This window comes from Nonomuraea sp. NPDC052265, from assembly GCF_044547985.1.
Lineage (GTDB): Bacteria > Actinomycetota > Actinomycetes > Streptosporangiales > Streptosporangiaceae > Nonomuraea.
This window is the reverse complement of the sequence record NZ_JBIUBJ010000002.1, coordinates 655,423-677,888: the sequence shown is the minus strand read 5'-3', so window position 1 is coordinate 677,888 and position 22,466 is coordinate 655,423. Positions and strand designations below refer to the sequence as shown.

Sequence of the window (22,466 nt, the reverse complement as noted above, 5' to 3'; positions counted from 1 at the left end):
GAGTCCCCCTCCTCAGTCGGTGCACTCGAAGAGCGGCGGCGCCGGGAACGAGCCGCGGGGCGTGGTCATGAGCGTCTCGCTCAGGTAGGCCACGCCGCCGTTCCACTCGATCCTGTTCCAGACGTCGCTGGACTCCTTGCTCTCGTCCTCGGTCACGCTCTGGCCCTTGACCTGGCAGATGACGGTGATCGAGAGGTACTGCCCCTTCGGGATGCGGCCCGCCTCGCCGCTCTTCGTCGCGGCGGGGCGGACCAGCGTGTCCACCACGTTGTTGTTGGCGTTCTTGTACTGCTGTCTCGGATAGGCCAGGTCCACGTCGGTGGTGGCGACGTCGGGGCTCTCCCCGGCGGCGTTCCTGGCCTTGAGCTTGAAGGAGTACTTCGCGTTGTTCTTGAGCCCGTCCACGGTGAACGACGTCCCCTTGACCGCGTCGTTCGTGGCCCCGCCGCTGAGCTGGTACGTCACGTCCGGGTCGCCGTTCTCGGGGGCGTTCCAGGTCAGCTCGGCGCCCCGGTTCCTGGGCCTGGCGGCGAAGTTCGACGGCGCCCCCGGGGCCACGCACGGCCTGGCCCCGGCACTCTGCTCCGACTCCACCTCGCCGCCCTTCCAGTGGGCGACGACGACGAAGGTGTACTCCCGCGCGCAGTCGCCGCCGGTGAACTCGAACTGGAAGGGCCCGTCGCCGGCCACCGACTCCGGTTCCGGCCGCCCCTCGCCGGACGCCTTGAGCGTGTAGCGCTCGACCTCGCCGCCGGTGGACGGGCTGAAGGTGACGATCACCCGGCCGGGGCCCGACCTCGCGGTCACCGCGCCGGGCGCGCCGGGCGCGGCGGCGGAGGTCGGCGTCGGGGTCGGCGTGGGGGTCGGCGTGGGGGTGGGCGTCCTGGCCGGGTGGCGGGGCCGCTCGGCCTCCCTCGTGCGGGTCGGGCCGGGTTCGCTGGTCTCGAGCGGAACGTCCGGCTCGGGGTCGCTGTTCGTGGGGTCGGGGCGCGGGGTCTGCTTGGGCTTGGGGGTGTTGGTCGGCCCCGGTACGTCGGAGTCGTCCTTGTCCACGTCGTGCTTGCGGCCCTCGGGGTCGATGACGACGGCCTTGTCGCCGTTCTCGTCGTTGGCCCAGAGCAGGCCGTCCTTGACGAACACGTCCACCGGGCCCGGCCTGCCCGCCACCTGGAGCGTGGTGGGCTGCCCGCCGGCGGCGCTGTCCCAGACGATCAGCGCGCCACGGCCCTTGTCCGGTACGTACACCTTCGACCCGAGCATCTGCGGCACCCCGAGCCCTGCCGGGTCGTCGATCGCGAACTTGGTGCTGAGGACGGCGTTCGAGGAGGTGTCGATCACGACGAGCAGCCCCGAGCCGCCCGGCGTCAGCACCGGGACGAGCGGACCCTCGGTCGTGGCCGGGGTGAGCACGCCGCCCTTGGCCGCCCGCGCGACCTCCTTGGGCAGGGTGATCTCGCCGACGCCGCCGTCCGAGCCGATGGTGACGGCGGTGGCGGCCCGCGTGTTGACCACGACGGGCAGGCCGCCGGCGATGGTGACGGCCAGCTCCTCGCCCGGTTCGCCCACCTTGACGGGGGTCGCGGCGACGCCGCCGGACACCGGCACGACCTCGCCCCTGGCGGTCACCGGCACCCACAGCCGGCCGCCGCCGTCGATGCGGGCCGCGCCGAGGGGGCCCGGCAGCGTGACCGGCGCGCCCATGGCGTTCAGCGTGACCGGGTCCATGCGCTGGACGCGGCCCGCCGCCGGATCGACGGCGTACGCCGTGCCGCCGGAGACGGCGAGCTGCATCCCGGCCGCGCCGAGGTCGCGGGTCTGGGTGACGGTGAGCTGGCTGGGCTCGACCCGGCTCACGAAACCGGTGCGGTCGTCCACGAGCAGCACGTTCGTGCCGTCCTGGACGACGCGCAGCTGCTTGCCGGCCTTGTCGTCGAGGTAGCCGTCCACCTCGCCGGACAGGCCGTTGACGTGCACGACCTTGCCCCGGGCCTTGGTCCACAACCACGCGCCGACGTCGGCCAGCTCGGGATTGGCGCTGGAGACGCCCACGCCGAACCACGCCGCCGCGGCCCCCAGGATCACGGCCGCTCCCCCGGCCACCAAGGCCGTCGCCCGGTCACCCCCGAGCACTCGGATGGACAACCGTCACTCACCCCGTATGTACGATCACAGAGAGTTTGCCCCGCTTTTACCGGGGATCACCCTAGCGGGCAGGAGTCCCATCCGCGCCCGTACCGACTGGTAGCCCGCGTCGGGTTCCGTGTCTGTCGGTGTGAAGCCGTACCTTAGTGCGCGTGTCCGAACAGCCCCTGACCCTCGACGCCGCCCTCTCCGAGGAGGCGGTCCTGTCGACCTACCGCCGCATGTTCGCCGCGCTGGCCCGCGACAGCGGCGCGGTGGTCGACGACCCCGCCCTGGTCGACATCGCCGAGACGCTGTTCGCGGCGTTCGCCGAGGCGGGCGAGGAGTGGCTGACGCACGAGCAGATGCGCTTCGCCTGCCGGGCCTACCCGAGCGACCAGTTCGACAACCGGCTGCGGGTGCTCAAGGGGCTCGGCGCGATCCGCGAGGTGTTCCCCAAGCCCAACCAGCTCCGCTACCGCGCCTCGTTCACCAGCGTGGTCGGCCTGATGTTCATCCGCCGCATGATGGACGACGGCGGCCAGTCCGAGATGCACCGCCTGCTCGCCCTGGAAGACCTCAACGTCGCCGACCCCCGCACCACGAGCGAGGAGGCCCGGCAGAGCGCGGTCAACCTGGCCCGCGCGTTCCGGCTCTGGGCCCTGGAGCTGATCACGCTGACCACGGGCACGATCGAGGAGCTGCGCGAGCAGGCCCCCAAGCTGTGGGGCACCGAGGAGATCGCCCGGCGCGCCCAGAGCCTGCACGGCACGATCCTGACCCGCTGGCCCGAGCTCGACCGGGTCTGCACCGACCTGCGCGCGTCCATCTACTCCTACAGCGACGCCTCGCGCCGCGCCGCCGGCCGCCTGGCCGACTCGGCGGGCACGACCCGCAACCTGACGCTGCTGCCCACCGAGACGTGGCGCACGTTCGCCCAGACCGCCTCCAAGGAACGGCTGGCCTCGGTGCTCGACGGATTCGTCTTCGACGCGCCCGCGCCGTGGCACGATCCGGCCGCCGTCGCGCGGGCGGTCGACGAGGCGCCGCGGCCGGCTCCCGTCCAGCCCACTCCGCCGCGTTCGGCGCTGCCCGACCCCGGGCCCGAGGGCTCGCTCGACTCCTCGCCGGGGGCCGCCGTCGAGCGCCTCACGCAGGTGGCCGAGTCGCTGCTCGGCGGCGCCTCGCGGGTCGCGCTGGCCGACGTGATCGGCTCCGACTGGCCCTCGGCCCGCCGCCTGCTCGCCGACCTGACCACGGCCGACCTGCGCCCCGAGCTCCCCTACCGGCTGGCCTGGTCCGACGGCCTGACCGTCGATCCCGACGGCGAGCCGGCCTGGCTCTCCCACGGCCACCTGGAGCGCACCTCATGACGTCCACCGGTTCCTCCGCCACCGAGCGCGGCCGGTCCGCGGGCCAGGCGCTCGCCCACGCGCGGGCGCGCTCCGGCGGGCCGCTGCGGCTGGGGGCCGGCGTGCCCGCGCCCGCCGGGATGACGCGGCTGACCCGGCCCGACTCCACCGGGCACGCACTGCCGGTGTGGCCCGACGGGGTGACGCCGTCGCTGCTGGAGGAGTACCAGATCGCCGCCGTGCCGGTGGAGCGGGCCGGTGAGACGCGGCGGGTGCTGGCGGCCACGCTCAAGTGCTGCTGGAACGACCTTTCCGTCGATCCGTGGCCAGGCGATCCGGCGCCCGTCGAGCTGGTGCTCGACACGTACCGGGCGTTGATCGGGCGTACCGACGACCTGATGCGCAACTGGGCGCGGGGCGCGCTGCGGCGGCTGCACGACTCGGCGTGGATCGTCCTCGACGACGGGGTGGTGACGCTCGGGCCGCGCTGCGCGCTGTGGCCGGTGGAGTCGCACGCCCAGTTGCAGGAGCTGGTCCGCCGCCTGCCGGAGCCCGAGCGGCCGGAGCTCACGGTGGTGGCCGACGCCGACATCGTGGCCGCGGCGGTCCTGCCCCTGCCCGGCGCCGGGGGGCGGGCCGAGCTCGGCGTGGCGGAGTTCGACGACCTGCTGGGGGCCTACGACGAGCGGCGGCGGGCCGAGCTGGTGGCGGCGTTCATGGTGGTCGAGCACGCCGCGGAGCCGGTCGCGGAGGGCCGCTTCGCCGCGCTGCGCGATCCGGCGCTGCGCCACACGCTGGGCGAGATGCTGGCCCGCCGCGGCCGGGCCCTCATCCAGCTCCGCGAACGCTGGACCTCGGGTTACGACGACGTCCACACGGCCGCCCTGTCCCGGCCCCCGGCCCCCGAGTCCGCGCCCGTCCTCCCCGCCGGAGAGCCGCCCGCGCCCGAGGAAGAGGCCGCGGGCCGCTCACCGGTCGTGGAAGAGGCCGCCGGGCGGTCGGCGGGTGCGGGGCTCGGTGTCAGCGAGCGCGCGGTGCTGACGCTGGTGCTGGTGCACTCGGTCGCGATCCCCAGGGCCGAGGGCCTGCTGCCGGAGGACTCGTGGCTGTCGCCGCACCCCACCCCGGTCGACGAGCTGCGCCGCCACACCCAGGTCCCGATCGGCGAGCTGGAGTCGGCGCTGCGCACGCTGCGGCACGCCGGCCTGCTGGCCCAGGTGAAGGCCGGCGAGGAGGCGGGCGGCTACGTCCCGGGGCCGCAGTTCCACCGGCTCACGCCGGCGGCCAGGCGGCGGTTGCAGGAGGAGCTGATCCTGGCCGCCGGCCCGCACACACCGCTCGCGGCGGCCGTACGCGCCCGCAGGTCGGCACGGTGAACGTCATGACAGATGGAAGGGTTACGGGGGTTCGGGTGTCGCAGATGGAGAACGTCGTCGGAGACCGGGTGCTGATCGCCGTGCAGGCGGTCAACATCTCACGGCTCTCGACCCATCCGGTGCCCACCGTCCCCGGCACGCTCATCGTCGTCGCGGGCGCGGGCCCGAAGGACTCCAACGGCGCGGGCAAGTCGTCGTTCATCGCCTCGATCACGGCGCTGCTCGGCGACGAGCAGTGGCGGTTCGCCTCGGGCGCCAAGGCGGTCTCCGAGCTGCTCTTCAACGCCGAGCTGGCCAGCGGCGCGGGCGCCCGCCAGTGGGCGAGCGCCGACCACGGCTACATCGTGGGCGTCTTCGGCCCGCCCGGCATGGACTCCTTCACCCCGCCGCCTGCCCCACCGCCTGCCCCGGCCCCGGCCGAGCCGGCCGCCGCGCACGACCTCACCCTGACCGAGGAGGACGAGGAGGGCGAGGCCGGCAGCGGGGAGCTGTTCGAGGTGCCCGACACGTCGGGCGGCGCGATCACGGTGTGGCTCAAGGTCAACCAGGAGGCGCCCCACCTGGAGATCCGCTGGCGGGAGGGGGTCCATCTGGCCGCCTCGCCGTCCGAGGCCGAGCGGGTGGCGCGGGCCGACGAGATCTGGGCGTCGCTGCCCAGGTCGGCGGGCAGGCGCGACGTGGTGGCCCGCGACCTGACCAAGGTGCTCTACGGCGACCGGGTCAGGTGCGTGTCGTTCCTGTCCACGTCCGTGCGCAGCAAGGTGGCCACCAACCTGCTCTCCCAGCCGCTCAACGAGATCTCCCCCGAGCGCGTCTTCGAGGCCATCGCGGCGCTCACCGGCCTCGACGCCGAGCTGGAGCAGGAACGCGAGGCCCGGCGCGACGAGCACGCCAAGCGGGTGCGGGCGGCGCAGGCGGCCGACCGGCTGGCCGAGTTCGAGGTGGAGTCGAAGGCGCTGCTCGGCACGTTCGACCGGCGCGACCAGGCCCGGGTGCGCCTGGCCGAGGCGTTGCGCTGCTGGCGCGGCAGGCAGGCGCGCAAGCTCGCCGACGCCGCCGCCAAGGACGAACTGCTGGCCGCCGAGCTCGGCCGCCACCGCGCGGCGGGCGAGTCGGCGGCCGAGTCGATCGCGCTGGTCAAGGCCGAGATCACCACGTTGCGCGAGGACACCCTCGACCGCCAGGTGTCCCAGGCCCGCAAGGAACTGGCCGCCATGCAGGCCCGTGCCACCAGGCTCGACGCCGACCGCGCGGTGGCCGAGAACTCCGCCGACGAGCTGCGGGCCGCGATCCCGGCGCTGGAGGAGACGCGCAGGTTCGCCGACGGGCGTGACGTGCCCGCCGCCGAGGGCGAGCTGCGGGAGGCCGGGCTCCGGCTCAACCAGGCGCTCAAGGCGCTCGGCGTGGCCGACCAGGAGGTGTCCTCGGCGCGGGCGGCGCTCGACGACGCGGAGGGCGGCCCGGCCGCGGCCCAGCTCGACGCGCTGTCGGCGGCGGGCGTCAGGGCGACCGGCCTGCTCGACGCCCTCGACGTGGCCGAGCAGGCCCGCGACGCCGCCTCTCCCGGTGGCGGCCTGCGCGGCTGGCCGCACGAGCACGCCGTCATCGTCGACGCCGAGCGGCTCGGCGAGGCGGCCCGCGCCCTGGCCGGCCTGCCGGGGTCCGTGCTGGTCAGCGCGGCCGGGGTGAGCGTGGTGGGGGCGTTCGACGGGGTGGCGACCGGCCGGGAGGCCCGGATCAAGGCCGCCGGCCAGCGGCTCAACCGGGCCGAGGACGCCCAGGAGAGCGCCGCGTCGGTGGTGCGCGAGGCCGAGGAGTCCGTCGCCGAGGCGCAGCGGCGGCTGGAGGGCGCGCGGGCCGGGGTGCGGCTGGCGGAGCTGGAGGCCAGGCTGGCCGAGCGGCGTGACCGGCTCGTCGGGCTCAACGCGGCGATCGAGGAGCTGACGCCGAAGGTGGCCGAGGCCGAGCGGCAGGCGGGCGCGCTCGACTTCCGGGCCCGTACCAGGGACATGGAGATCGAGCGGCTCGACGGGCGGCGGCAGCGGCACGAGAGCGAGCGGTCGCAGGCCCGCGAGCAGGAGGCGAAGGTCACGGCCGAGCGCGAGGCGCTCAGGCTCGACGCGCTGGCCGCCGACTGGGGCGGCACCGTGGAGACCGCCCGCGAGTGGATCGCGGCGCTGCCCGAGGAGGAGCGACCACGGGCGGCCGAGGAGTGGTGGCGGATCGCCGAGCGCCACTTCGACCAGGCGCTGCGCGACACCTTCCCCGAGGAGGACGCGGAGATCCCGGAGGAGCTGGCGTTCCTGCTGTCCGAGCGGGGCGGCAGCACGGCGCGCGAGCAGGCGACGTTCGCGGCGGTGTGCGGGGCGCTGGCCTCCTATCTGCGCGGCCAGGAGGAGTACGAGAAGCACCAGCGGCGGCAGATCGAGGCGCAGGTCGTCTCCCGGCAGCGCGACCTGGCGGCCGCGGCCCGGGGCGCGGAGGAGGCGGCGCAGTCGACGGCCGTCCATCGGGCGGCGCTGACGGCGGCGATCAAGGCGAGGCTGACCCGGGTGGCCGAGGAGTTCGAGAAGCTCGACACCTCCTACGGCGGCTACGGCGCGACGCTGGAGTTCCCGGTGCCGCCCGCGCCCGCCGATCCCGAGCAGCGCTGGCAGTGGCGGGTGACGCCGAAGTGGCGGCGGGGCGAGGGGCAGGGGTTCGTGCCGTACAACCGGCGGGCCAACACCGCGCTCATGGACGAGAAGGCCGTCAAGCTGGTGTGCGCGGCGGCCATCGCCTCCTCCGGCGGCGGCCATCTGTGCCTGGTGCTCGACGAGCTGGGCCGCAACCTGGGCAAGGAGCACCGCAGGGAGGCGGTCGCGCTGTTCCGGCGGATCGGCGAGACGTACGGCATCACGGTGATCGGGGCGCTGCAGGACGACATGGAACCGTACGCGATCGACGCCTGCGGCCAGTACGTCAAGCTGCGGCGGTCGTCGGACGCGATGCCGTACAACGAGCCGCCGGTGATCGTGGGCCATGACCAGCACGCCGAGCGGGTGCGCGCGCTGGCCGCGTACGTCGACCGGGGCCAGCCGGTCGAGCACGCGGTGTAGGAGGCGGACACGGGCGCGGCGCGGGGGGCGGCGCCGGGGCGGGCGGGTCAGGTGGCGCGGTCGAGTGCGTCCGCCGCCAGGGCCTGGCGGAAGTCGTCCCCCGCGTGCTCGACGGCGGCGAGCTGCACCGCCTCCCGCCGGAACACCATCGACAGCCCCCAGTCCGCCAGCACCCGCGCCTTGTGGTTGAACGTCGGCACCCACACCAGGTGGTACGCCCGGTGCGCCAGCCATCCCAGGAACCCGGTCAGCCTGATCGCGTACACCTGGGCCACGCCCTGGTGATGGCCGAGCCCGGCCACCGACCCCAGGTACGCGTGCCGGTACACCTTCAGCCCCCGCCCCCTGACGTACGCCGCCGGGTTGCGGGCCAGCAGCTTGGCCTGGCGCACCGCGTGCTGGGCGTTGGGCGCGGTGAACCGCCCAGGACGGGTCAGGTCGGGCACCGCCGCGCCGTCGCCGGCCGTGAACGCGCCTTCAGGCCCGCCACCGTCAGGTATTCGGTGGCGCGCAGCCGTCCGGCGTCGTCCACGGTCCAGCGGCCGAGGTCGGGGTGGAGTTCGGGCAGGACGGCGCCGGTCGCCTCGACCAGCGTCCAGCTCAGCTCGGCGGGCGCGATCCCGTCGTGGTAGCGCAGGGCCTCGTCGGCCAGCCCCTGCATCTCGGCCAGCGCCTCGACGCCCGAGAACCGCCGCCGACCACCACGAACGTCAGCGCCCTGCGCCGCACCTGCGGATCGTCGGTCGAGGCGGCCGCGGCGAGCTGGGCCAGGACGTGGTTGCGCAGGTGCGCGGCCTCGCCGACGGTCTTGAATCCGACCGCGTGCTCGGCCAGCCGGGGGATGGGCAGCGCGCGGGTGATCGACCCGGCCGCCATCACCAGGACGTCGTACGTGAGCGTCCTGGCCGGCCCCTGGACCGGCTGGAACCGCGCGGTGCGGGTCTCGTGGAAGACGCGGGTGACGTGGCCGGTGAGCACCCGCGCGCCCTTGAGCACCCGGTTGAGCGGGGCGACGACGTGGCGGGGCTCGATCGTCCCGCCGACCGCCTCGGCCAGGAACGGCTGGTACGTCATGTACCCCCGCGGATCGACCACGGATGTGCCCGCTGTAGCGGAACTCCGTCCTGAACAGCTCGGGCAGGTACGCCCCCATCGGCCCGAAGATCAGGCCCATCAGCCCGAGCGCGCCGGCCAGCGCCAGCCCGGCCAGGACGACCGACCCGGTCTCCATCAGCGGGAACATCACCAGGCCCCACGCGACGGCGGCGGCCGTGCCGGCCAGGAGCGTGCGGCGGCGGCCCAGCCGGTCGCTGACCACCGCCGAGACGACCGTGCCCGCGCCCATGAACAGCACGCCGATCATGGTCAGGCTCGGCATGGTCGTCTTCGGGATGCCGAGGGTGGTGGTGCCGTAGGACAGGCAGTAGGTGGTGGCGGTGTAGAAGAGCGTGTAGGCGACGGTCATCGCGCCGGCGGCGAGCAGCACCCGCCGCCACTGGTGGCGCATCAGGCCGGCGAACGGCACCTTGGCGATGCGGCGCTCGTCCATGGCGGCCCGGAAGACCGGCGTCTCGGAGATCCTCAACCGCACGTAGAGGCCGACGACGACGAGGAGCAGGCTGGCCACGAACGGCAGCCGCCATCCCCAGCCGGCGAACTGCTCGTCGACATGAGGCTGGCCATGGCGATCCTGGTCGTGCTGGGCGCCGCGGCCCGGGGGGAGGTCTTCACTACGTTTCTCACTGTCCGGACTGACATCTTGTCAAGCGATATGACGAAGCTACCACCTGCGCAATGTCACACAGCCGCCCGATAGATTCGACCGCAAACGTCATCTTTTGGGAGGACCGCATCTTGGCCGTCGAACTGGTCATCTTCGACTGTGACGGTGTGCTCGTCGACAGCGAGCGCATCTCGGTACGCGTCGGCACGGCCGCACTGCGCCGCCTGGGCTGGACGATCGACGAGATCGAGTACGCCGAGCGCTTCGTCGGCTGCAGCAACGAATACTGGGACGAGCAGATCGGCGAGACGCCCCCGGGCTGGTACGACCGGATCAGTCAGGAGTACCTGGCCGCGATGGAGGCCGAGCTGCGCGCGATCGAGGGCATCGAGTCCGCCCTCGACCGCCTGGACATCCCCTTCTGCGTGGCCTCCAACGGCCGGCACGCCACCGTCCGCAACAGCCTGGAGCTGACCGGCCTCGCCCGGCACTTCGACGGCCGCGTCTTCAGCGCCGAGGACGTGGCCCGCGGCAAGCCCGCCCCCGACCTGTTCCTGCACGCGGCGGCCACGATAGGCGCCGCGCCCGAGGGGTGCGTGGTGGTCGAGGACAGCCCGTTCGGCGTGCGGGCGGCGATGAGCGCGGGGATGCGCTGCCTGGCGTTCGCGGGCGGCCTGACGCCGCCCTCGCGCCTCACCGGCCTGGGCGCCACCCTCTTCCACGACCCCGCCACAATCCCCGACCTGATCGCCACCCTCCCCTGACCACCCATCCCCGCCCAGGCGGGTGGCCGCCACGCGCCGCCGCGACGCGATCCACGGCCCACGGCGATCCTGGCCGGCACCGACGTGCTCGCCCTCGCCCCGACCGCCGCCGCCGCCTAGCTGACCAGCGTCGAGCCCCTGCGGGTCTTGCCCACCTTGAGCTGCACGGGGATGCGCGTACGCAGCTCGCCGACGTGGCTGACGATGCCGACCGCCCGGCCGCCGTCGCGCAGCCCGTCGAGGATGTCGAGAACGTCGTCGAGGGTGTCCTCGTCGAGCGTGCCGAAGCCCTCGTCCACGAACAGCGTGCCGACCTCCGCGCCGCCCGCCTCGGCCGTGACCACGTCGGCCAGGCCGAGCGCGAGCGCGAGCGAGGTGATGAAGCTCTCGCCGCCCGACAGGGTCGCCGGGTCGCGGTCGACGCCGGTCCAGGCGTCGGCCACCTTCAGGCCCAGGCCGCCGCCCGAACGCGCCCGCGATCCGGCGGTCTTGCGCAGGTCGTGCCGGAGCAGGTAGCGGCCGGACGACATGTGGTCGAGGCGTTCGTTGGCGGCGTCCACGACCTGCCTCAGCCGCTCCCCCAGCACGAACGACGTCAGGCTCATGTTCCACTGGTTGTCGCCGGACGTGCCCGAGGCCAGCGCCGCCATCCGCTCGGCCAGCCGGTGCCGCTCGGCCGCGGGACGCCACCGCTCGATGCGCGCGGCCAGCTCCTCGCGCAGCTCGGCGAGGCGTGCGGCCCTGGCCACCGCCCGGTCGCGCTCGCTCGCCAGCCGCGTGTACGCCTCCTCCGCCGCGTCCCGCTCGGCCTCGGCCGCCACCAGGTCCGGCTCGGGCTCGGCGGCGGCGGCGACCAGCTCGGGGTCGGCCAGCAGGCCGGTGACGGCGGCGTGCTGGTCGTCCAGCCGCCGCAGCAGCTCCGCCTTGCCCTCCCGCTCGGCCGGGCTCCGGTACGCCTCCTCCGCCTCCCGCGCGTCGGCGAACCCGGCCTCGGCCGCCGCCCGCTCGACCGCCTCGACGGCGGCGTCGAGCTCGCCGGCCGCCGCGACCGCCGACCTGGTGGCCTCCAGCGCCTCCCGCAGCAGTTCGGCCTCGTCGTTGAGCCTGGACAGGCGGGCCGTCAGGGTCGCGTCTGCGCCCCGGGCCGCGTCGAGCCGCGCCGCCAACCGCCCGGCGTCCCCGCTCAGCTCCTCATGCCTGGTACGTCCGGCCGCCAGCCGCGCCGCGATCCGCCGCCCCCGCTCCTCCAGCTCGGCACGTTCGCGGCCGAGCGCGGCCACCTCGGCCGCCGCCCCCGGCTCCCTGGCCGCCGTCGCCGCCAGCCGCCGCAACTCCTCCTCGGCCGCGGCCAGCACCCGGCCCCCGTCGAGCTCGCCCCCGGAGTGGCCTGTCGTGAGAGGAGGTTCCGGGAGGGTCTGGGTGAGGCGGGTGTGGAGCCGGGCGCGTTCGGCGGTGAGCCGGGTGCGGTGGGCGTGGTGGGCGGCGAGCGCCTCGGCGAGCTCCCTGGCCTGGTCTCTGACGTGGTCACGTTCGCCTTCGAGGCGGTCGAGCGCGCCGGCGAGGGCGGGCTCGCGGTCTACGACCGACCGCAGCCGGGCGAGCTCCCGTTCGGCCGCGAGCACGCCGTCGGCGGCGGTGTCGGCGGACAGCCCCTCGACGGCCTCCGAGACGTCGGCGAGCCGGGACTCGATCGAGGCCAGAGTACGTTCGGCGGCCTCGCGGTCGGCGGCGGCGGCCTCGTGGGCGGTCTCGGCGGCGTGCTCGTCCTCGGGCGAGGGGGCGCTGGGGGCCGGGGAGGCGGGCAGGGGGTGGTGCTCGGAGCCGCAGACCGCGCACGGCCGCCCGTCGGCCAGGTCGCGGGCCAGCTCAGCCGCCATGCCGTCGATCCTGGCCTGGCGCAGGTCGAGCCAGCGTTCGCGGGTCTCCTGGGCGCGGTCCACCAGGACCTGGTGGGCGGCGGCGGCCGACTCCAGCTCGGCGGCGAGGGCGTCGCGGCGGTGCGCGGCCTCCAGGGCGGAACGGGCGGCGTCGAGGTGTGCGGCGGCGGCGGGCACGGCCGCCGCCTCGGCGCGTACCTCGGCCAGGGCCGCGCCCGCCGCGGCCAGCCGGGCGGGGAGCTCGGCCTCGGCCGCCGCCACCTCGGCCTCGCGCTGTGCCAGCGCTTCGAGCTCGCCCGCCAGGGCGGTGAGCTCCCGGTCGACGTCGATCAGGTCGGCGGCGGCATCGCGTACGGCCTGGGCCGCCGGGATGCGCGCCGCGGCCACCCGCGCGTCGGCGAGCCTGCACTCGGCCGCCTCGATCAGGCCCGGCAGGACGCCGAGCCGCGCGACCACGGCCTCGTCGGCGCCGACCAGGTCGGCCAGCTCCTGCTCCACCCGCAACAGGTCGCGCCGGACGACCGACAGCCGGGCCTCCTCGGTGAGCAGTTCGGACAGTCGAGCCGGCTCGGCCCGCCGCTCCCGTTCCAAGCCCTCCAGCTCCTCCACCGACGGCTCCCCGCCGCCCGCCGGCCCGCCGGGGGACGGGCCGTCTTCGCGCCGGGCCGGTGGGGTGAGGAGGGGGCGGGCGCGGGCCAGGGCGTCGGCGACCATGGCACGGGCCTTGGCGGCGGCCTCGGCCCGTTGCCCGGCGGCCGTGATCAGCGGGAGCACGCGGTCGGCGCGGACGGCGTCGTCGATGAGGGCCTGGAGGTCGGCGCGTTCGTCGGCGCGCTCGTCGAGGGTGCGGCGCAGGGTCAGGGCCTCGGCGTGGCGGCGCCGGCGCTCGGCGAGGGCGGCGGCCTGCTCGAACCGCGACCGCGCCGCCCTCGCGGCCTCACCCGAGGCGGCGAGCCGTTCCTCGCACCGGTGGACGACGGCCCGCGCCGCGTCGAGCAACGCGCCGGCCCGTCCGAGCGGATCGTCGGGGCGCCCCTCGGAAGCCGGAGCCCCGTCCGCCCCGGAGGGGTACGAGGGCGCCGGGGTGAGGGTGGGGCCGGCGGCTTCTTCCAGGCGTTCGACGGCGAAGGCCACCTCCTGCCCGAGCTCCTGCTCCTCCCGCCCCGTGGCCCGCCGCCGCTCGGCGAGCCACGACTCGGCCTGGGTGAACACCTTGACGGTGAACAGCCGCTCCAGCAGCCGGGCGCGGTCGTCGCCGTCGGCGCGCAGGAACTTGGCGAAGTCGCCCTGCGGCAGCATCACCACCTGGCAGAACTGCTCGGCGTTCATCCCGAGCAGCCCGCCCACCAGATCGCCCGCCTCGTCGAGCCGGGTCGTGAGCCCCTGCCAGGCGGACCCGTGGCGCTCCTCGACGACGACCTTGGCCTTCTCCTCGGTGAACCCGGTGCCGCGCAGCTTGGGACGCTGCCACGACGGCGACCGCCGGATGCGCAGCGACCGGCCCCGGATCGAGACCTCCAGCGTCACCGACGGCCCGCTGCCGGCGGGCGCGTGGTCGCAGCGCAGGCTGCGGGCGCTGTTGCGCTGGCCGGGCACGACGCCGTAGAGGGCGAAGCAGAGGGCGTCGAGGATCGTTGTCTTGCCCGCCCCGGTGGGCCCGTGGATGAGGAACAGGCCCGCCTCGGTCAGGGCGTCGAAGTCGACCGTCTCGGTGCCGGGGAAGGAGCCGAAGGCCGTGAGTGAGAGCCGGTGGGGCCGCATCTACGCCATCGTCTCCTTCATCCGCGACGCCTCGATCGCGCGTCTCAGCAGGTCTTCCTCCTCGGGTGCGGCGGGCTCGCCGCGCACCTCGCGGACGAAGTCGAGGGCGACCTCCGCCTCTGGCCGCCCGCTGACCTTCACCGGCCCGGCGGCCGGCGCCGCGCCCACCGGCTCGAAGGACAGGGCGAGGGCGTGCGGGAAGCGGGCGCGCAGCCGGTCCATGGCCTGCTTGGGACGGACGGCGTCGGTCAGGGTGATCTGCAGCCAGTGGTCCTCGTAGGAGGAGAAGACGGGCAGGGTCAGCAGGTCGTCGAGGTCGCCGCGCAGCCGCCCGACCGGCCGGGGCACGGGCGCGGGCACGAACTCCGCGCCCGATCCGAGGGTGACCAGCCAGCAGCCCTTGACGTGGCCGGTCTCGGAGAAGGAGTAGGCCAGCGGGGAGCCGGAGTAGCGCACGGTGTCGGACATGCGCTGGCGCCCGTGCAGGTGGCCGAGCGCGACGTAGTCGACGCCGTCGAAGGCCGACAGGGGGACGTGGGACACGCCGCCCACGCTGATGTCGCGCTCGCTGTCGCTGGCCCGCCCGCCGGTGACGAAGCAGTGGGCCAGCACGACGGCGGCCCGATGGCGTACGGCGTCGGCGCGGACGCGGCCCATCGCGTGGGAGATCGCGGCGGTGTGGCCGCGGTCGGGCAGTTGCCAGGGGGCGCGCACCAGCTCCGGCTCCAGGTAGGGGATGCCGTAGAAGGCGACGTCGCCGACCAGCACCGGCTCCCACGACTGCGCGGGCTCGGTGCGGACGTGCACCCCCGAGGACTCGAACAGCGCCGACCCGAACCCCAGCCGCAGCGCCGAGTCGTGGTTGCCGCTGATCATCACCACCCGCGCCCCGGCGGCGCGCAGGCGGGCGAGCGCGTCGGAGAGCAGGGCCACCGCGTCGACCGGCGGCAGGGCGCGGTCGTAGACGTCGCCGGAGACGGCCACGACGTCGACCCGCTCGGCGCGCACCGTCTCGACCAGGTGGTCGACGAACGCGGCCTGCGCCCCGAGCAGGCTCTCCCGATGGAAGGAGCGCCCGAGGTGCCAGTCGGAGGTGTGCAGGATCCGCATGTCGCAGGAAGCTAACATCTCTCACCGACAAATGCGGCCCCTCCCGTCACAGAAGCCGGGAGTAGGCTGGAAGATCAGCGGGCAAACCAACGCACATGGGGAGGCCGATGCGCACTGGCCGTGGCACCTTGAGCGTCGCCGCCGGCCTGGTGCTGGTGGCTCTCGCGTCGGTCGGTTACGTGCTGCCGCCCGCCTTCGACCCGCCGCCCCTGAAGGCGGACCCCGCGTTCGAGGCGATTCCCGCGCAACCGGCGGACGAGCTGCGCCCGGTGGTCGCCGCCGACCCCGTACGGCGGGAGGAGATCTCGCTGCCGGCCGAGGGCCAGCGTCTGGAGGGCACCTTACGCCTGCCGCTCACGCCCGGCCCGCACCCGGCGATGGTGTTCGTGTCGGGGTCGGGCAACGGGTCGCGGACGGAGTTCACGCCGCAGGCGGAGTTCCTGGCCAGGGCGGGCGTGGCGACGATCGCGTTCGACAAGCGGACGGTCGGCTACGACTTCCGGGATCGCGACTTCGGGCTGCTGGCCGACGACGCGCTGCGCATGGTGGAGTACCTGCGCACCCGGCCGGAGGTGGACGCCTCGCGCGTCGGGCTGTGGGGGGTCAGCGAGGGCGGCTGGGTCGTCCCGATCGCGGCGGCCAAGAGCGCGGCGGTGGGCTTCACGGTGCTGGTCTCCTCGCCGAACGTCTCGCCGCTGCGGCAGGTCGCCTGGGCACTGAACGAGCAGTTGCTCCGGCTGCGCGCCCCCATCGGCGCCCGTGACCTGCTGACCAGGGCGATGGGCGGCGTCGGCCTCAACTTCCTGCGCTACGACGCGATGCCCGCCTTACGGCAGGTCAGGCAGCCGGTCCTGGCGTTCTACGGCACGACCGACCCCTCGATCCCCTTCGTGGAGTCCACCAAGGCGCTGGTCACGGCGCTCACCGAGGCGGGCAACGACCGGTACACGATCCGCTTCATGGACAAGGGCGACCACGCGATGCGGGTCAACGGCGGCCCGTTCACCAAGGGCTACCTGGAGACCCTGGCCAACTGGATCACCGGCCTGCCCGCCACCGCCAGGCCGTCGGTGCACATGGCGGGCAGCACGCCGGTCCAGCGCTTCGAGGCCAGCGACGTGCCCGCGGCCCCCTGGTACGCGGGCGGCACGATGCTCGGGCTGACCATCTGCCTGGCCGCCGTCGGGTACGTGGCGGGCCCGGTCGCGGCGATGGTCGTGCGGCTGCGCGGCCACGGCAGGCCCCCCGTCGAGACCAACGCCCGGTTGTGGCCGCCGATCCGGCGCAGGCTGCGCAGGATGGCGTGGACGGGCCTCGGCCTGCTGGCGTCGGTCGTGGCGTTCATCATGCTGCTGGTGCTGTTCTCGGTGAACCAGGCGGGCGCCTGGCCGGCCGTGCTGGCGGGCTGGCTGGTGGTCCGCGTGCTGGCCGCGCTCATGCTGGTCCAGGAGGTCACGGCGGTGGCCGCGTACGTGTCGGCGCTGCGCGAGGGCATGCAGCCCACCCGGTGGCAGTACGTGGCGATCGGCGGCGTGCTCGGCGGCACCGGGCTGCTCCTGGTGGCGGCGGCCTACTACGGCCTGTTCTCGTTCCCCTGGTAGGCGTTGCCCTGGTAGGCGTTCATCCAGCGGTCCAGCTCGGCGAAGACCTGCTTGCGCGCGGGCTCGGCCGACAGCACCAGGTCGTGCAGGCCGTCCTGGATCCGCACGCAGGTGACGTGGGGGCCGATCGAGGTGGCCCAGCGGGCCATGTGGGCGGGGTCGAGGACGATGTCGGCCGAGCGCGCCTCGGGCACGAAGTCGCGTACCCGCAGGCCGGTCGAGGAGGCGAGGACGAGCACCGGCACGTCCACCGCCAACCCGCGGTGCAGCCGCCGCTGGGCCCGCCGGATGGCGGCCAGCCACATGGCGTGCACGGAGAACCCGACCAGCGGCTTCAGTTCCAGGTCGTAGTCCCATTCGCCCTGTTCGGTGCGGTGCAGGCTCTGGCCGTAGGCGGTGCTGATGCCCAGGGGCAGCGGGCGCCGGACGTAGGACATCGGGGTCTTGAGCAGGTCGGCGGCCAGCCGGAGCGGGGCGGGCACGTTGAGGTCGAGGAACGGGCTGTTGAGCACGAGCCCCTGCACCAGGCCCCGGCCGCGGACGCGGTCGGCCCACAGCGCGGCGACCAGGCCGCCGGTGGAGTGGGCGTTGACGGTCAGCTCGTCGTGGTCGCGGCGGATGAGGCGGACTGCCTCGTCGATCTCGGGGAAGTGGTCGGTGACGCTCCTGATCAGGCCCCTGGTCTGGTGCGGGAGCAGTGAGCGGCCGTATTTGCGCAGGTCGAGGGCGTAGAAGTCGATGCCGCGCTGGACGTAGTGGTCGGCCAGGTGGTCCTGGAAGAAGTAGTCGGTGAACCCGTGGACGTAGAGCACCGCCCTGCGCGAGCCGGTCTTCCTGGAGATCAGGGTCGCGACGACCTCGCCCTCGAAGTCGGGCTGCATGGGGAGAACGGTGATCTCGTACATATCAGACAGAATATGGATTGTCCGGCCATGAGGGGACGCCGGGCGGAAGGTCCGTGCTTACCTTCATCGGGAAGTCGGCCTGACGCTTCTCCAGGAACGCCGTCACCCCCTCCACCGTGTCGGCCGCGCCGCCGAGCTCGGCCATGAGCCGGGAGTCGGCCGCGTGCGCCTCCCACGGCGAGGCCGCCGACAGGCCCGACCACATCAGCCTGCGCACGGCGGCGACGGAGACGGCCGAGGTGTTGCCGGCGATCTCGCGGCCCAGCGCGTACGCGGCGGGCAGCAGCTCGTCGTCGGGCAGGACCCGCGACACCAGGCGGCCCTCCAGCGCCTCGGCCGCGGGGAAGACCCGGCCGGTCACGGCCCACTCCATGGCCCGCGAGATGCCGACCACCCGGGGCAGGAACCAGCTCGACGCCGCCTCCGTGACGATGCCGCGCCGGGCGAACACGAACCCGAACCTGGCGCTCTCGGCGGCCAGCCGGACGTCCATGGGCAGCGTCATCGTGACGCCCACGCCCACCGCCGGGCCGTTGATCGCGGCGATGACGGGCTTGAGCGAGGCGGCGATCCGCAGCGCGACCGTGCCGCCGCCGTCGCGCGGCGCGCCCTCGACCAGCTCGCTCTGCTCCCGGTGGCCGGACGTCCCGTGGTCGGACGTTCCGTGGCCGAAGGTGCCACCGCCGCCGCTCAGGTCGGCCCCCGCGCAGAAGGCCCGCCCGGCCCCCGTGACCACCACGGCGCGGACGTCGTCGTCGGCGTCGGCGAGGTCGAACGCGCTGATCAGCTCGCCGCGCATGGTCAACGTGAACGCGTTGAGCCGTTCGGGGCGAGACAGGGTGATGGTGGCGACGCGATCGGCCACGTGGTACTCGATCTCGGAGAAGGCCATGGGCAGAATCTTATTCGGTTACCGATGTTCACCCTCCGATAAAGACATATTTCGCATCTAATGCGTAGGCTGCCCGCGCTGTTCGTACCTGCGGGTTACGGTGGAGTTCGGGGAAACGGGGATGGCGTGCAGGGTAAGGAACCGGTGAGCGCGGGAGCGGTCCTCGGCTGGCTGGCGCTCTCGGCGCTGGCGCCCGGGGCCGCCCATCTGCGTGCCGGCCGGCGCCGGACCGGCCTGATCATGCTGTCGTGTTACGTCGCCGGGCTGCTGGCGCTGCTGGCGGTGGCGCTGACGACCGACAACCTGCTGGGTGCGCTGACCCAGGACTCGTGGCTGACCGTGATCGTCGTCGGAGCCGTGTCGCTGGGCGTCGCCTGGTTCGCGGTGATCGTGCACTCCTTCGTGGTGCTGCGTCCCGGACGGCTGCCGCGGAGCGGCCAGATCCTGGCCGGCACCCTGGCGGGGCTGCTCGCCGTCGTGGTGGTCGTGCCGTTCGGGGTGGTCGCGAACAACGTGTGGACCTACCAGAAGACCCTCGGCGACATCTTCACCGGCCCGGAGCCGGTCGAGCCCTCCGCGCAGGCCGGGCAGAAGCCGCCGGAGGACCCGTGGACCGGGCGGGAGCGCGTCAACCTCCTGCTCCTCGGCGGCGACGCCGACGACAACCGCACCGGCGTGCGCACCGACAGCATGAACGTGGCCAGCATCGACGTGAAGTCCGGCAACACCGTGCTGGTCAGCCTGCCGCGCAACCTGGAGAACGTGCGCTTCCGCCCCGGAACGCCCATGGCCCAGCGCTTCCCCGGCGGCTTCCGCCTGCCGCCCGACCCCGGCGGCGGCCGCAGCGACCTGCTCAACAGCGTCTGGGAGTACGCCGACGCCCACCCGGAGATCTTCGGCGGCCGTCAGCACCAGGGCCCGCAGGTGCTCATGGACACCATCGGCTACACCCTCGGCCTGGAGATCGACTGGTACGCCCTGGTCAACATGTGGGGCTTCGCCCGTCTCATCGACGCCATCGGCGGCATCACGATCACCGTCGAGCAGGACGTGGTGTTCGGCAAGTACAACGAGGGCCTGGTCAAGGCCGGCACCAGGAAGCTCAAGGGCGCCGACGCGATGTGGTACGCCCGCTCGCGCACGTTCAGCGACGACTACACCAGGATGCGGCGGCAGCGCTGCGTGCTGGGGGCGCTGCTGGACCAGGCCGACCCGGCGACCGTGCTGGCCCGGTTCAACCGGATCGCGCTGGCCGCCAAGGAGCTGATCAGGACCGACATCCCGCGCTCGATGCTGACGAACCTGGTGCCGCTGGCGCTCAAGGTCAAGAACGCGAAGGTGACGAGCCTGCAGTTCGTGCCGCCGCTGATCAGCACCGGCTACCCCGACTGGGACAGGATCCGCGGGCTGACCGCCAAGGCCGTCCGCGACTCCGCCGCGGCCACGTCCGCCGTCGCGGCCTCGGCGACCCCGTCGGCGTCGGGCGGCACGTCCCCCAAGCCGGGGAAGTCCGCCAAGCCGTCCGGGCCGCCGACGAAGGGGCTCACCGAGGGGTGCGGGGCGGGCTGAGTCCACGCGGGACGCCCTGGAGACCCGGTCGCGGATGGCATCCTGGGTGAACCGGCAAATCTGGAGGAGATTCGGGATGTCCCACCCGCTCGGCACGTCACCCGCCATCCGGCACACCCCCCTCGACGCCGACGAGAGAGCGCGAGCGGAGGCGGGCTTCGTCCCCCTGGTCGCCCAGCAGCTCACCGAGAACGGGCGGTTCAGGGTGAGCGCCGACACCCCGGAGCTGGTCGAGGTGTTCCAGGGGGTCGCCCGCAAGGTGGGCGAGCTGCTCGGACGGCCCGTGGTCAGCTACTCCAACGGCCGGTACATGGTGATCACCTTCGGGCAGGGCTCAGCGGCCGGCTGAGGCAGGAAGGCGGTCCAGGAGGGCGCGCAGGATCCGGTGGGGGTGCGTCCACAGCAGGGCGCCGCCGACGCCGGGCACGACGTGCCGTACGGCCCCCGGGATGCGGGCGGTCAGCCCCTCCCCCTGGTCGGGCGAGTGGGTGGCGTCGTGCTCGCCGTACCAGACGTCGACCGGCACCGTGATCGACGACAGGTCGATCCCCCAGCGGCCCATCGCCAGGACGGTGTCGCGGGCGTAACCGGCCGGCCCCTGCGCGAACGCCTCCCCCAGCGCCTCGCGGTACCCGTAGGCGAACTCCGGCCCCTGGTAGACGGCCAGGTCGCAGGCGGGGCTGCCGCCCATCACCAGGTCCCACATCGCCTGCGGCGTGAAGCCCGCGAAGACCTGCTCGGCGGCCGCCGGGTCGTGCGTGGACAGGTCCGTCAACCGCCGCAGCTCGGCGGGCAGCGCGTCGGCGAAGCGGGGGTCGGCCACCTCGTCGGCGGCGGAGACCAGGGCCAGCGCGCCGACCACGCCGGCGGCGGCGCAGGCCAGCGCGAACGGCGCGCCCTGCGAGTTGCCGACCATGGCGGGACGCCCGAGGCCCAGACGTCCGGCGAAGACCTCCACGTCGGCGGCGAAGTCCGCGAACGTGCGGCCCGGCGCGGGGGTGGAGGCGCCCAGTCCGGGCCGGTCGAGGGAGATCAGGCGCACGCCGAGGTCGCCGGGCGCCGCCGCGCCCATGCCCAGCCGGCGGCTCGTGGCCGCTCCCGGGGAGAGCAGGACCGGCGTCCCGTCCGGCGGCCCCCACTCGGCCCAGCCCAGGAGCCTGCCGCCGGGCAGCCGTTCCGCGCCGGTACGGGCGGGACGTTCGATCAAGGTGTTCATGCGCCCATCATCCCGTGAGCACCTCGGGGGACATCCACCGGTTTTCCGGGCGCGCCGGGGCTGCCGCCGGGTGAATCCGCAGGTCATCCGGCACACTGGGCTTGTGCTCATCGATCTGGTCCCGCCCTTTGAGGGGCGTCACTGCGAGACGACGACCGCCGGCACCCTGCTGCGCCACGCGGGCGTGGAGCTGTCGGAATCGATGCTGTTCGGGCTGGGCGAGGGGCTGAGCTTCGTCTACTGGGACAGCGGCTCGCTGGACGTCCCGCTGATCGGCGGCCGGGTCAAGCCGCACGCGCTCACCGAGAAGCTGGCCTTCGCGCTCGGGTTCACGCTGGACACGCAGGAGACCTCCTCCCCCATCACGGCCTGGTCGAACGTCCGCCGCCACCTCGACGAGGGCACCCCCGTCGGGATCCGGCTCGACTGCTACCACCTCGACTACGTCAGGACGCCCTACCATTTCGGCGGCCACTACGTCGCGATGGTCGGCTACGACGAGGGCCACGCCCACCTCGTGGACACCGCCCAGCAGGGCACCCGCAACCGGGTCCCGCTCGACTCCCTCGAACGGGCCCGCGCGGCGACCGGGCCGATGACCGCGCACAACCTGTCGTACACGGTGGGGCCGTGCGCCGAGCCCGACCTGCCGTACGCCATCAGGGAGGCCGTCCGGTCCACCGCAGCCGCCTTCCTCAATCCGGCGATGAGGAACGTCGGCTACCGGGGCATCGAGCAGGCCGCCGCGCTCATCCGCACCTGGCTGGAACGCGGGCCGACCGCGCAGCTCACGCGTACGGCCAACCTCATGGAGCGGGGCGGCACCGGCGGCGCGTTCTTCCGCAACCTCTACACCGAGTTCCTGGCCGAGGCCCAGACGATCGCGCCCGGCAAGGCCCTGGAGACGGCCTGCCAGGCGTACATGGCGCTGGCGCCCAAGTGGAGCGAGGTGGCCGACCTGCTGGCCAGGGCCGGGGAGACGGGCCGGCAGCAGCCGCTCGACGAGGCCGGGGCGCTGCTGTACGACCTGGCCGAGCGCGAGCGGCTGGCCATGGAGACGCTCTACGAGGTCGCGTAGAGACCCTCCCGAGGCTCAAGGGG

The 22,466-nt window shown here is 74.1% G+C and carries 17 protein-coding genes and 1 pseudogene; 8 read left to right on the top strand and 10 right to left on the bottom strand.

What is annotated here, in order from left to right:
• Window positions 1-12: 12 nt before the first annotated feature.
• Window positions 13-2,082, bottom strand: a complete 2,070-nt coding sequence (locus ACIHAD_RS08325; protein WP_397353657.1) for a fibronectin type III domain-containing protein — start codon at window positions 2,080-2,082, stop codon at window positions 13-15.
• 212 nt (window positions 2,083-2,294) lie between these two features.
• Between ACIHAD_RS08325 and ACIHAD_RS08320 the strand changes: the two genes are divergently transcribed.
• From ACIHAD_RS08320 to ACIHAD_RS08310, 3 genes are read left to right on the top strand one after another with little or no spacing between them, the layout of a single operon-like run.
• Window positions 2,295-3,494, top strand: coding sequence for a hypothetical protein (locus tag ACIHAD_RS08320; RefSeq protein ID WP_397353656.1), 1,200 nt, complete (start codon window positions 2,295-2,297; stop codon window positions 3,492-3,494).
• On the top strand, window positions 3,491-4,849 hold the full coding sequence (locus ACIHAD_RS08315; protein WP_397353655.1) for a hypothetical protein: 1,359 nt from the start codon (window positions 3,491-3,493) through the stop codon (window positions 4,847-4,849). Before ACIHAD_RS08320 ends, ACIHAD_RS08315 begins: the two co-directional genes overlap by 4 nt.
• A gap of 44 nt (window positions 4,850-4,893) precedes the next feature.
• Window positions 4,894-7,947 carry a chromosome partitioning protein ParA gene (locus tag ACIHAD_RS08310; protein ID WP_397353654.1) on the top strand — a complete coding sequence of 1,018 codons (3,054 nt, stop codon included), beginning with the start codon at window positions 4,894-4,896 and terminating at the stop codon, window positions 7,945-7,947.
• A gap of 47 nt (window positions 7,948-7,994) precedes the next feature.
• Here the strand turns inward: ACIHAD_RS08310 and ACIHAD_RS08305 are convergent, their stop codons facing one another.
• The 4 genes and pseudogenes from ACIHAD_RS08305 to ACIHAD_RS08290 all read right to left on the bottom strand — a co-directional run.
• Window positions 7,995-8,393 carry a hypothetical protein gene (locus ACIHAD_RS08305; protein WP_397353653.1) on the bottom strand — a complete coding sequence of 133 codons (399 nt, stop codon included), beginning with the start codon at window positions 8,391-8,393 and terminating at the stop codon, window positions 7,995-7,997.
• Window positions 8,381-8,608 carry a hypothetical protein gene (locus ACIHAD_RS08300; protein ID WP_397353887.1) on the bottom strand — a complete coding sequence of 76 codons (228 nt, stop codon included), beginning with the start codon at window positions 8,606-8,608 and terminating at the stop codon, window positions 8,381-8,383. Before ACIHAD_RS08300 ends, ACIHAD_RS08305 begins: the two co-directional genes overlap by 13 nt.
• A complete protein-coding gene (locus ACIHAD_RS08295; protein WP_397353878.1) occupies window positions 8,548-9,042 on the bottom strand; it encodes an FAD-dependent oxidoreductase in 495 nt (164 codons plus the stop codon). The genes ACIHAD_RS08300 and ACIHAD_RS08295 overlap by 61 nt, the downstream gene beginning before the upstream one ends.
• Before the next feature lie 67 nt (window positions 9,043-9,109).
• Window positions 9,110-9,538 (bottom strand): annotated as a pseudogene (locus ACIHAD_RS08290) (MFS transporter); the annotation flags it as partial.
• A 263-nt stretch (window positions 9,539-9,801) separates the two neighbouring features.
• Here ACIHAD_RS08290 and ACIHAD_RS08285 point away from each other — a divergent pair.
• Window positions 9,802-10,434 carry an HAD family hydrolase gene (locus ACIHAD_RS08285; protein ID WP_397353652.1) on the top strand — a complete coding sequence of 211 codons (633 nt, stop codon included), beginning with the start codon at window positions 9,802-9,804 and terminating at the stop codon, window positions 10,432-10,434.
• Between the two features lie 116 nt (window positions 10,435-10,550).
• Here ACIHAD_RS08285 and ACIHAD_RS08280 read toward each other — a convergent pair whose 3' ends face one another.
• The gene (locus ACIHAD_RS08280; protein ID WP_397353651.1) at window positions 10,551-14,072 is read right to left on the bottom strand and encodes an AAA family ATPase; all 3,522 of its coding nucleotides are present in this window, start codon (window positions 14,070-14,072) and stop codon (window positions 10,551-10,553) included.
• A complete protein-coding gene (locus ACIHAD_RS08275) occupies window positions 14,073-15,182 on the bottom strand; it encodes an exonuclease SbcCD subunit D (protein WP_397353650.1) in 1,110 nt (369 codons plus the stop codon).
• Window positions 15,183-15,289: 107 nt separating this feature from the next.
• On the opposite strand from ACIHAD_RS08275, the gene ACIHAD_RS08270 reads away from it, so the two are divergent.
• The gene (locus ACIHAD_RS08270; protein ID WP_397353649.1) at window positions 15,290-16,783 is read left to right on the top strand and encodes an alpha/beta hydrolase family protein; all 1,494 of its coding nucleotides are present in this window, start codon (window positions 15,290-15,292) and stop codon (window positions 16,781-16,783) included.
• Here the strand turns inward: ACIHAD_RS08270 and ACIHAD_RS08265 are convergent.
• Together ACIHAD_RS08265 and ACIHAD_RS08260 are read right to left on the bottom strand one after the other, a co-directional pair.
• Window positions 16,756-17,688, bottom strand: a complete 933-nt coding sequence (locus ACIHAD_RS08265) for an alpha/beta hydrolase (protein ID WP_397353648.1) — start codon at window positions 17,686-17,688, stop codon at window positions 16,756-16,758. The genes ACIHAD_RS08270 and ACIHAD_RS08265 overlap by 28 nt on opposite strands.
• Window position 17,689: 1 nt before the next feature.
• Window positions 17,690-18,580, bottom strand: a complete 891-nt coding sequence (locus ACIHAD_RS08260; protein WP_397353647.1) for an enoyl-CoA hydratase-related protein — start codon at window positions 18,578-18,580, stop codon at window positions 17,690-17,692.
• Between the two features lie 144 nt (window positions 18,581-18,724).
• Between ACIHAD_RS08260 and ACIHAD_RS08255 the strand changes: the two genes are divergently transcribed.
• The gene (locus tag ACIHAD_RS08255; protein WP_397353646.1) at window positions 18,725-20,149 is read left to right on the top strand and encodes an LCP family protein; all 1,425 of its coding nucleotides are present in this window, start codon (window positions 18,725-18,727) and stop codon (window positions 20,147-20,149) included.
• Window positions 20,150-20,225: 76 nt separating this feature from the next.
• On the top strand, window positions 20,226-20,498 hold the full coding sequence (locus tag ACIHAD_RS08250) for a hypothetical protein (protein WP_397353645.1): 273 nt from the start codon (window positions 20,226-20,228) through the stop codon (window positions 20,496-20,498).
• On the opposite strand, the gene ACIHAD_RS08245 is transcribed toward ACIHAD_RS08250, so the two are convergent.
• Complete coding sequence (locus ACIHAD_RS08245; RefSeq protein ID WP_397353644.1) at window positions 20,484-21,365, bottom strand: alpha/beta fold hydrolase; 882 nt, start codon at window positions 21,363-21,365, stop codon at window positions 20,484-20,486. The genes ACIHAD_RS08250 and ACIHAD_RS08245 overlap by 15 nt on opposite strands.
• Before the next feature lie 103 nt (window positions 21,366-21,468).
• Between ACIHAD_RS08245 and ACIHAD_RS08240 the strand changes: the two genes are divergently transcribed.
• The gene (locus tag ACIHAD_RS08240; RefSeq protein WP_397353642.1) at window positions 21,469-22,443 is read left to right on the top strand and encodes a BtrH N-terminal domain-containing protein; all 975 of its coding nucleotides are present in this window, start codon (window positions 21,469-21,471) and stop codon (window positions 22,441-22,443) included.
• Window positions 22,444-22,466: the final 23 nt, after the last annotated feature.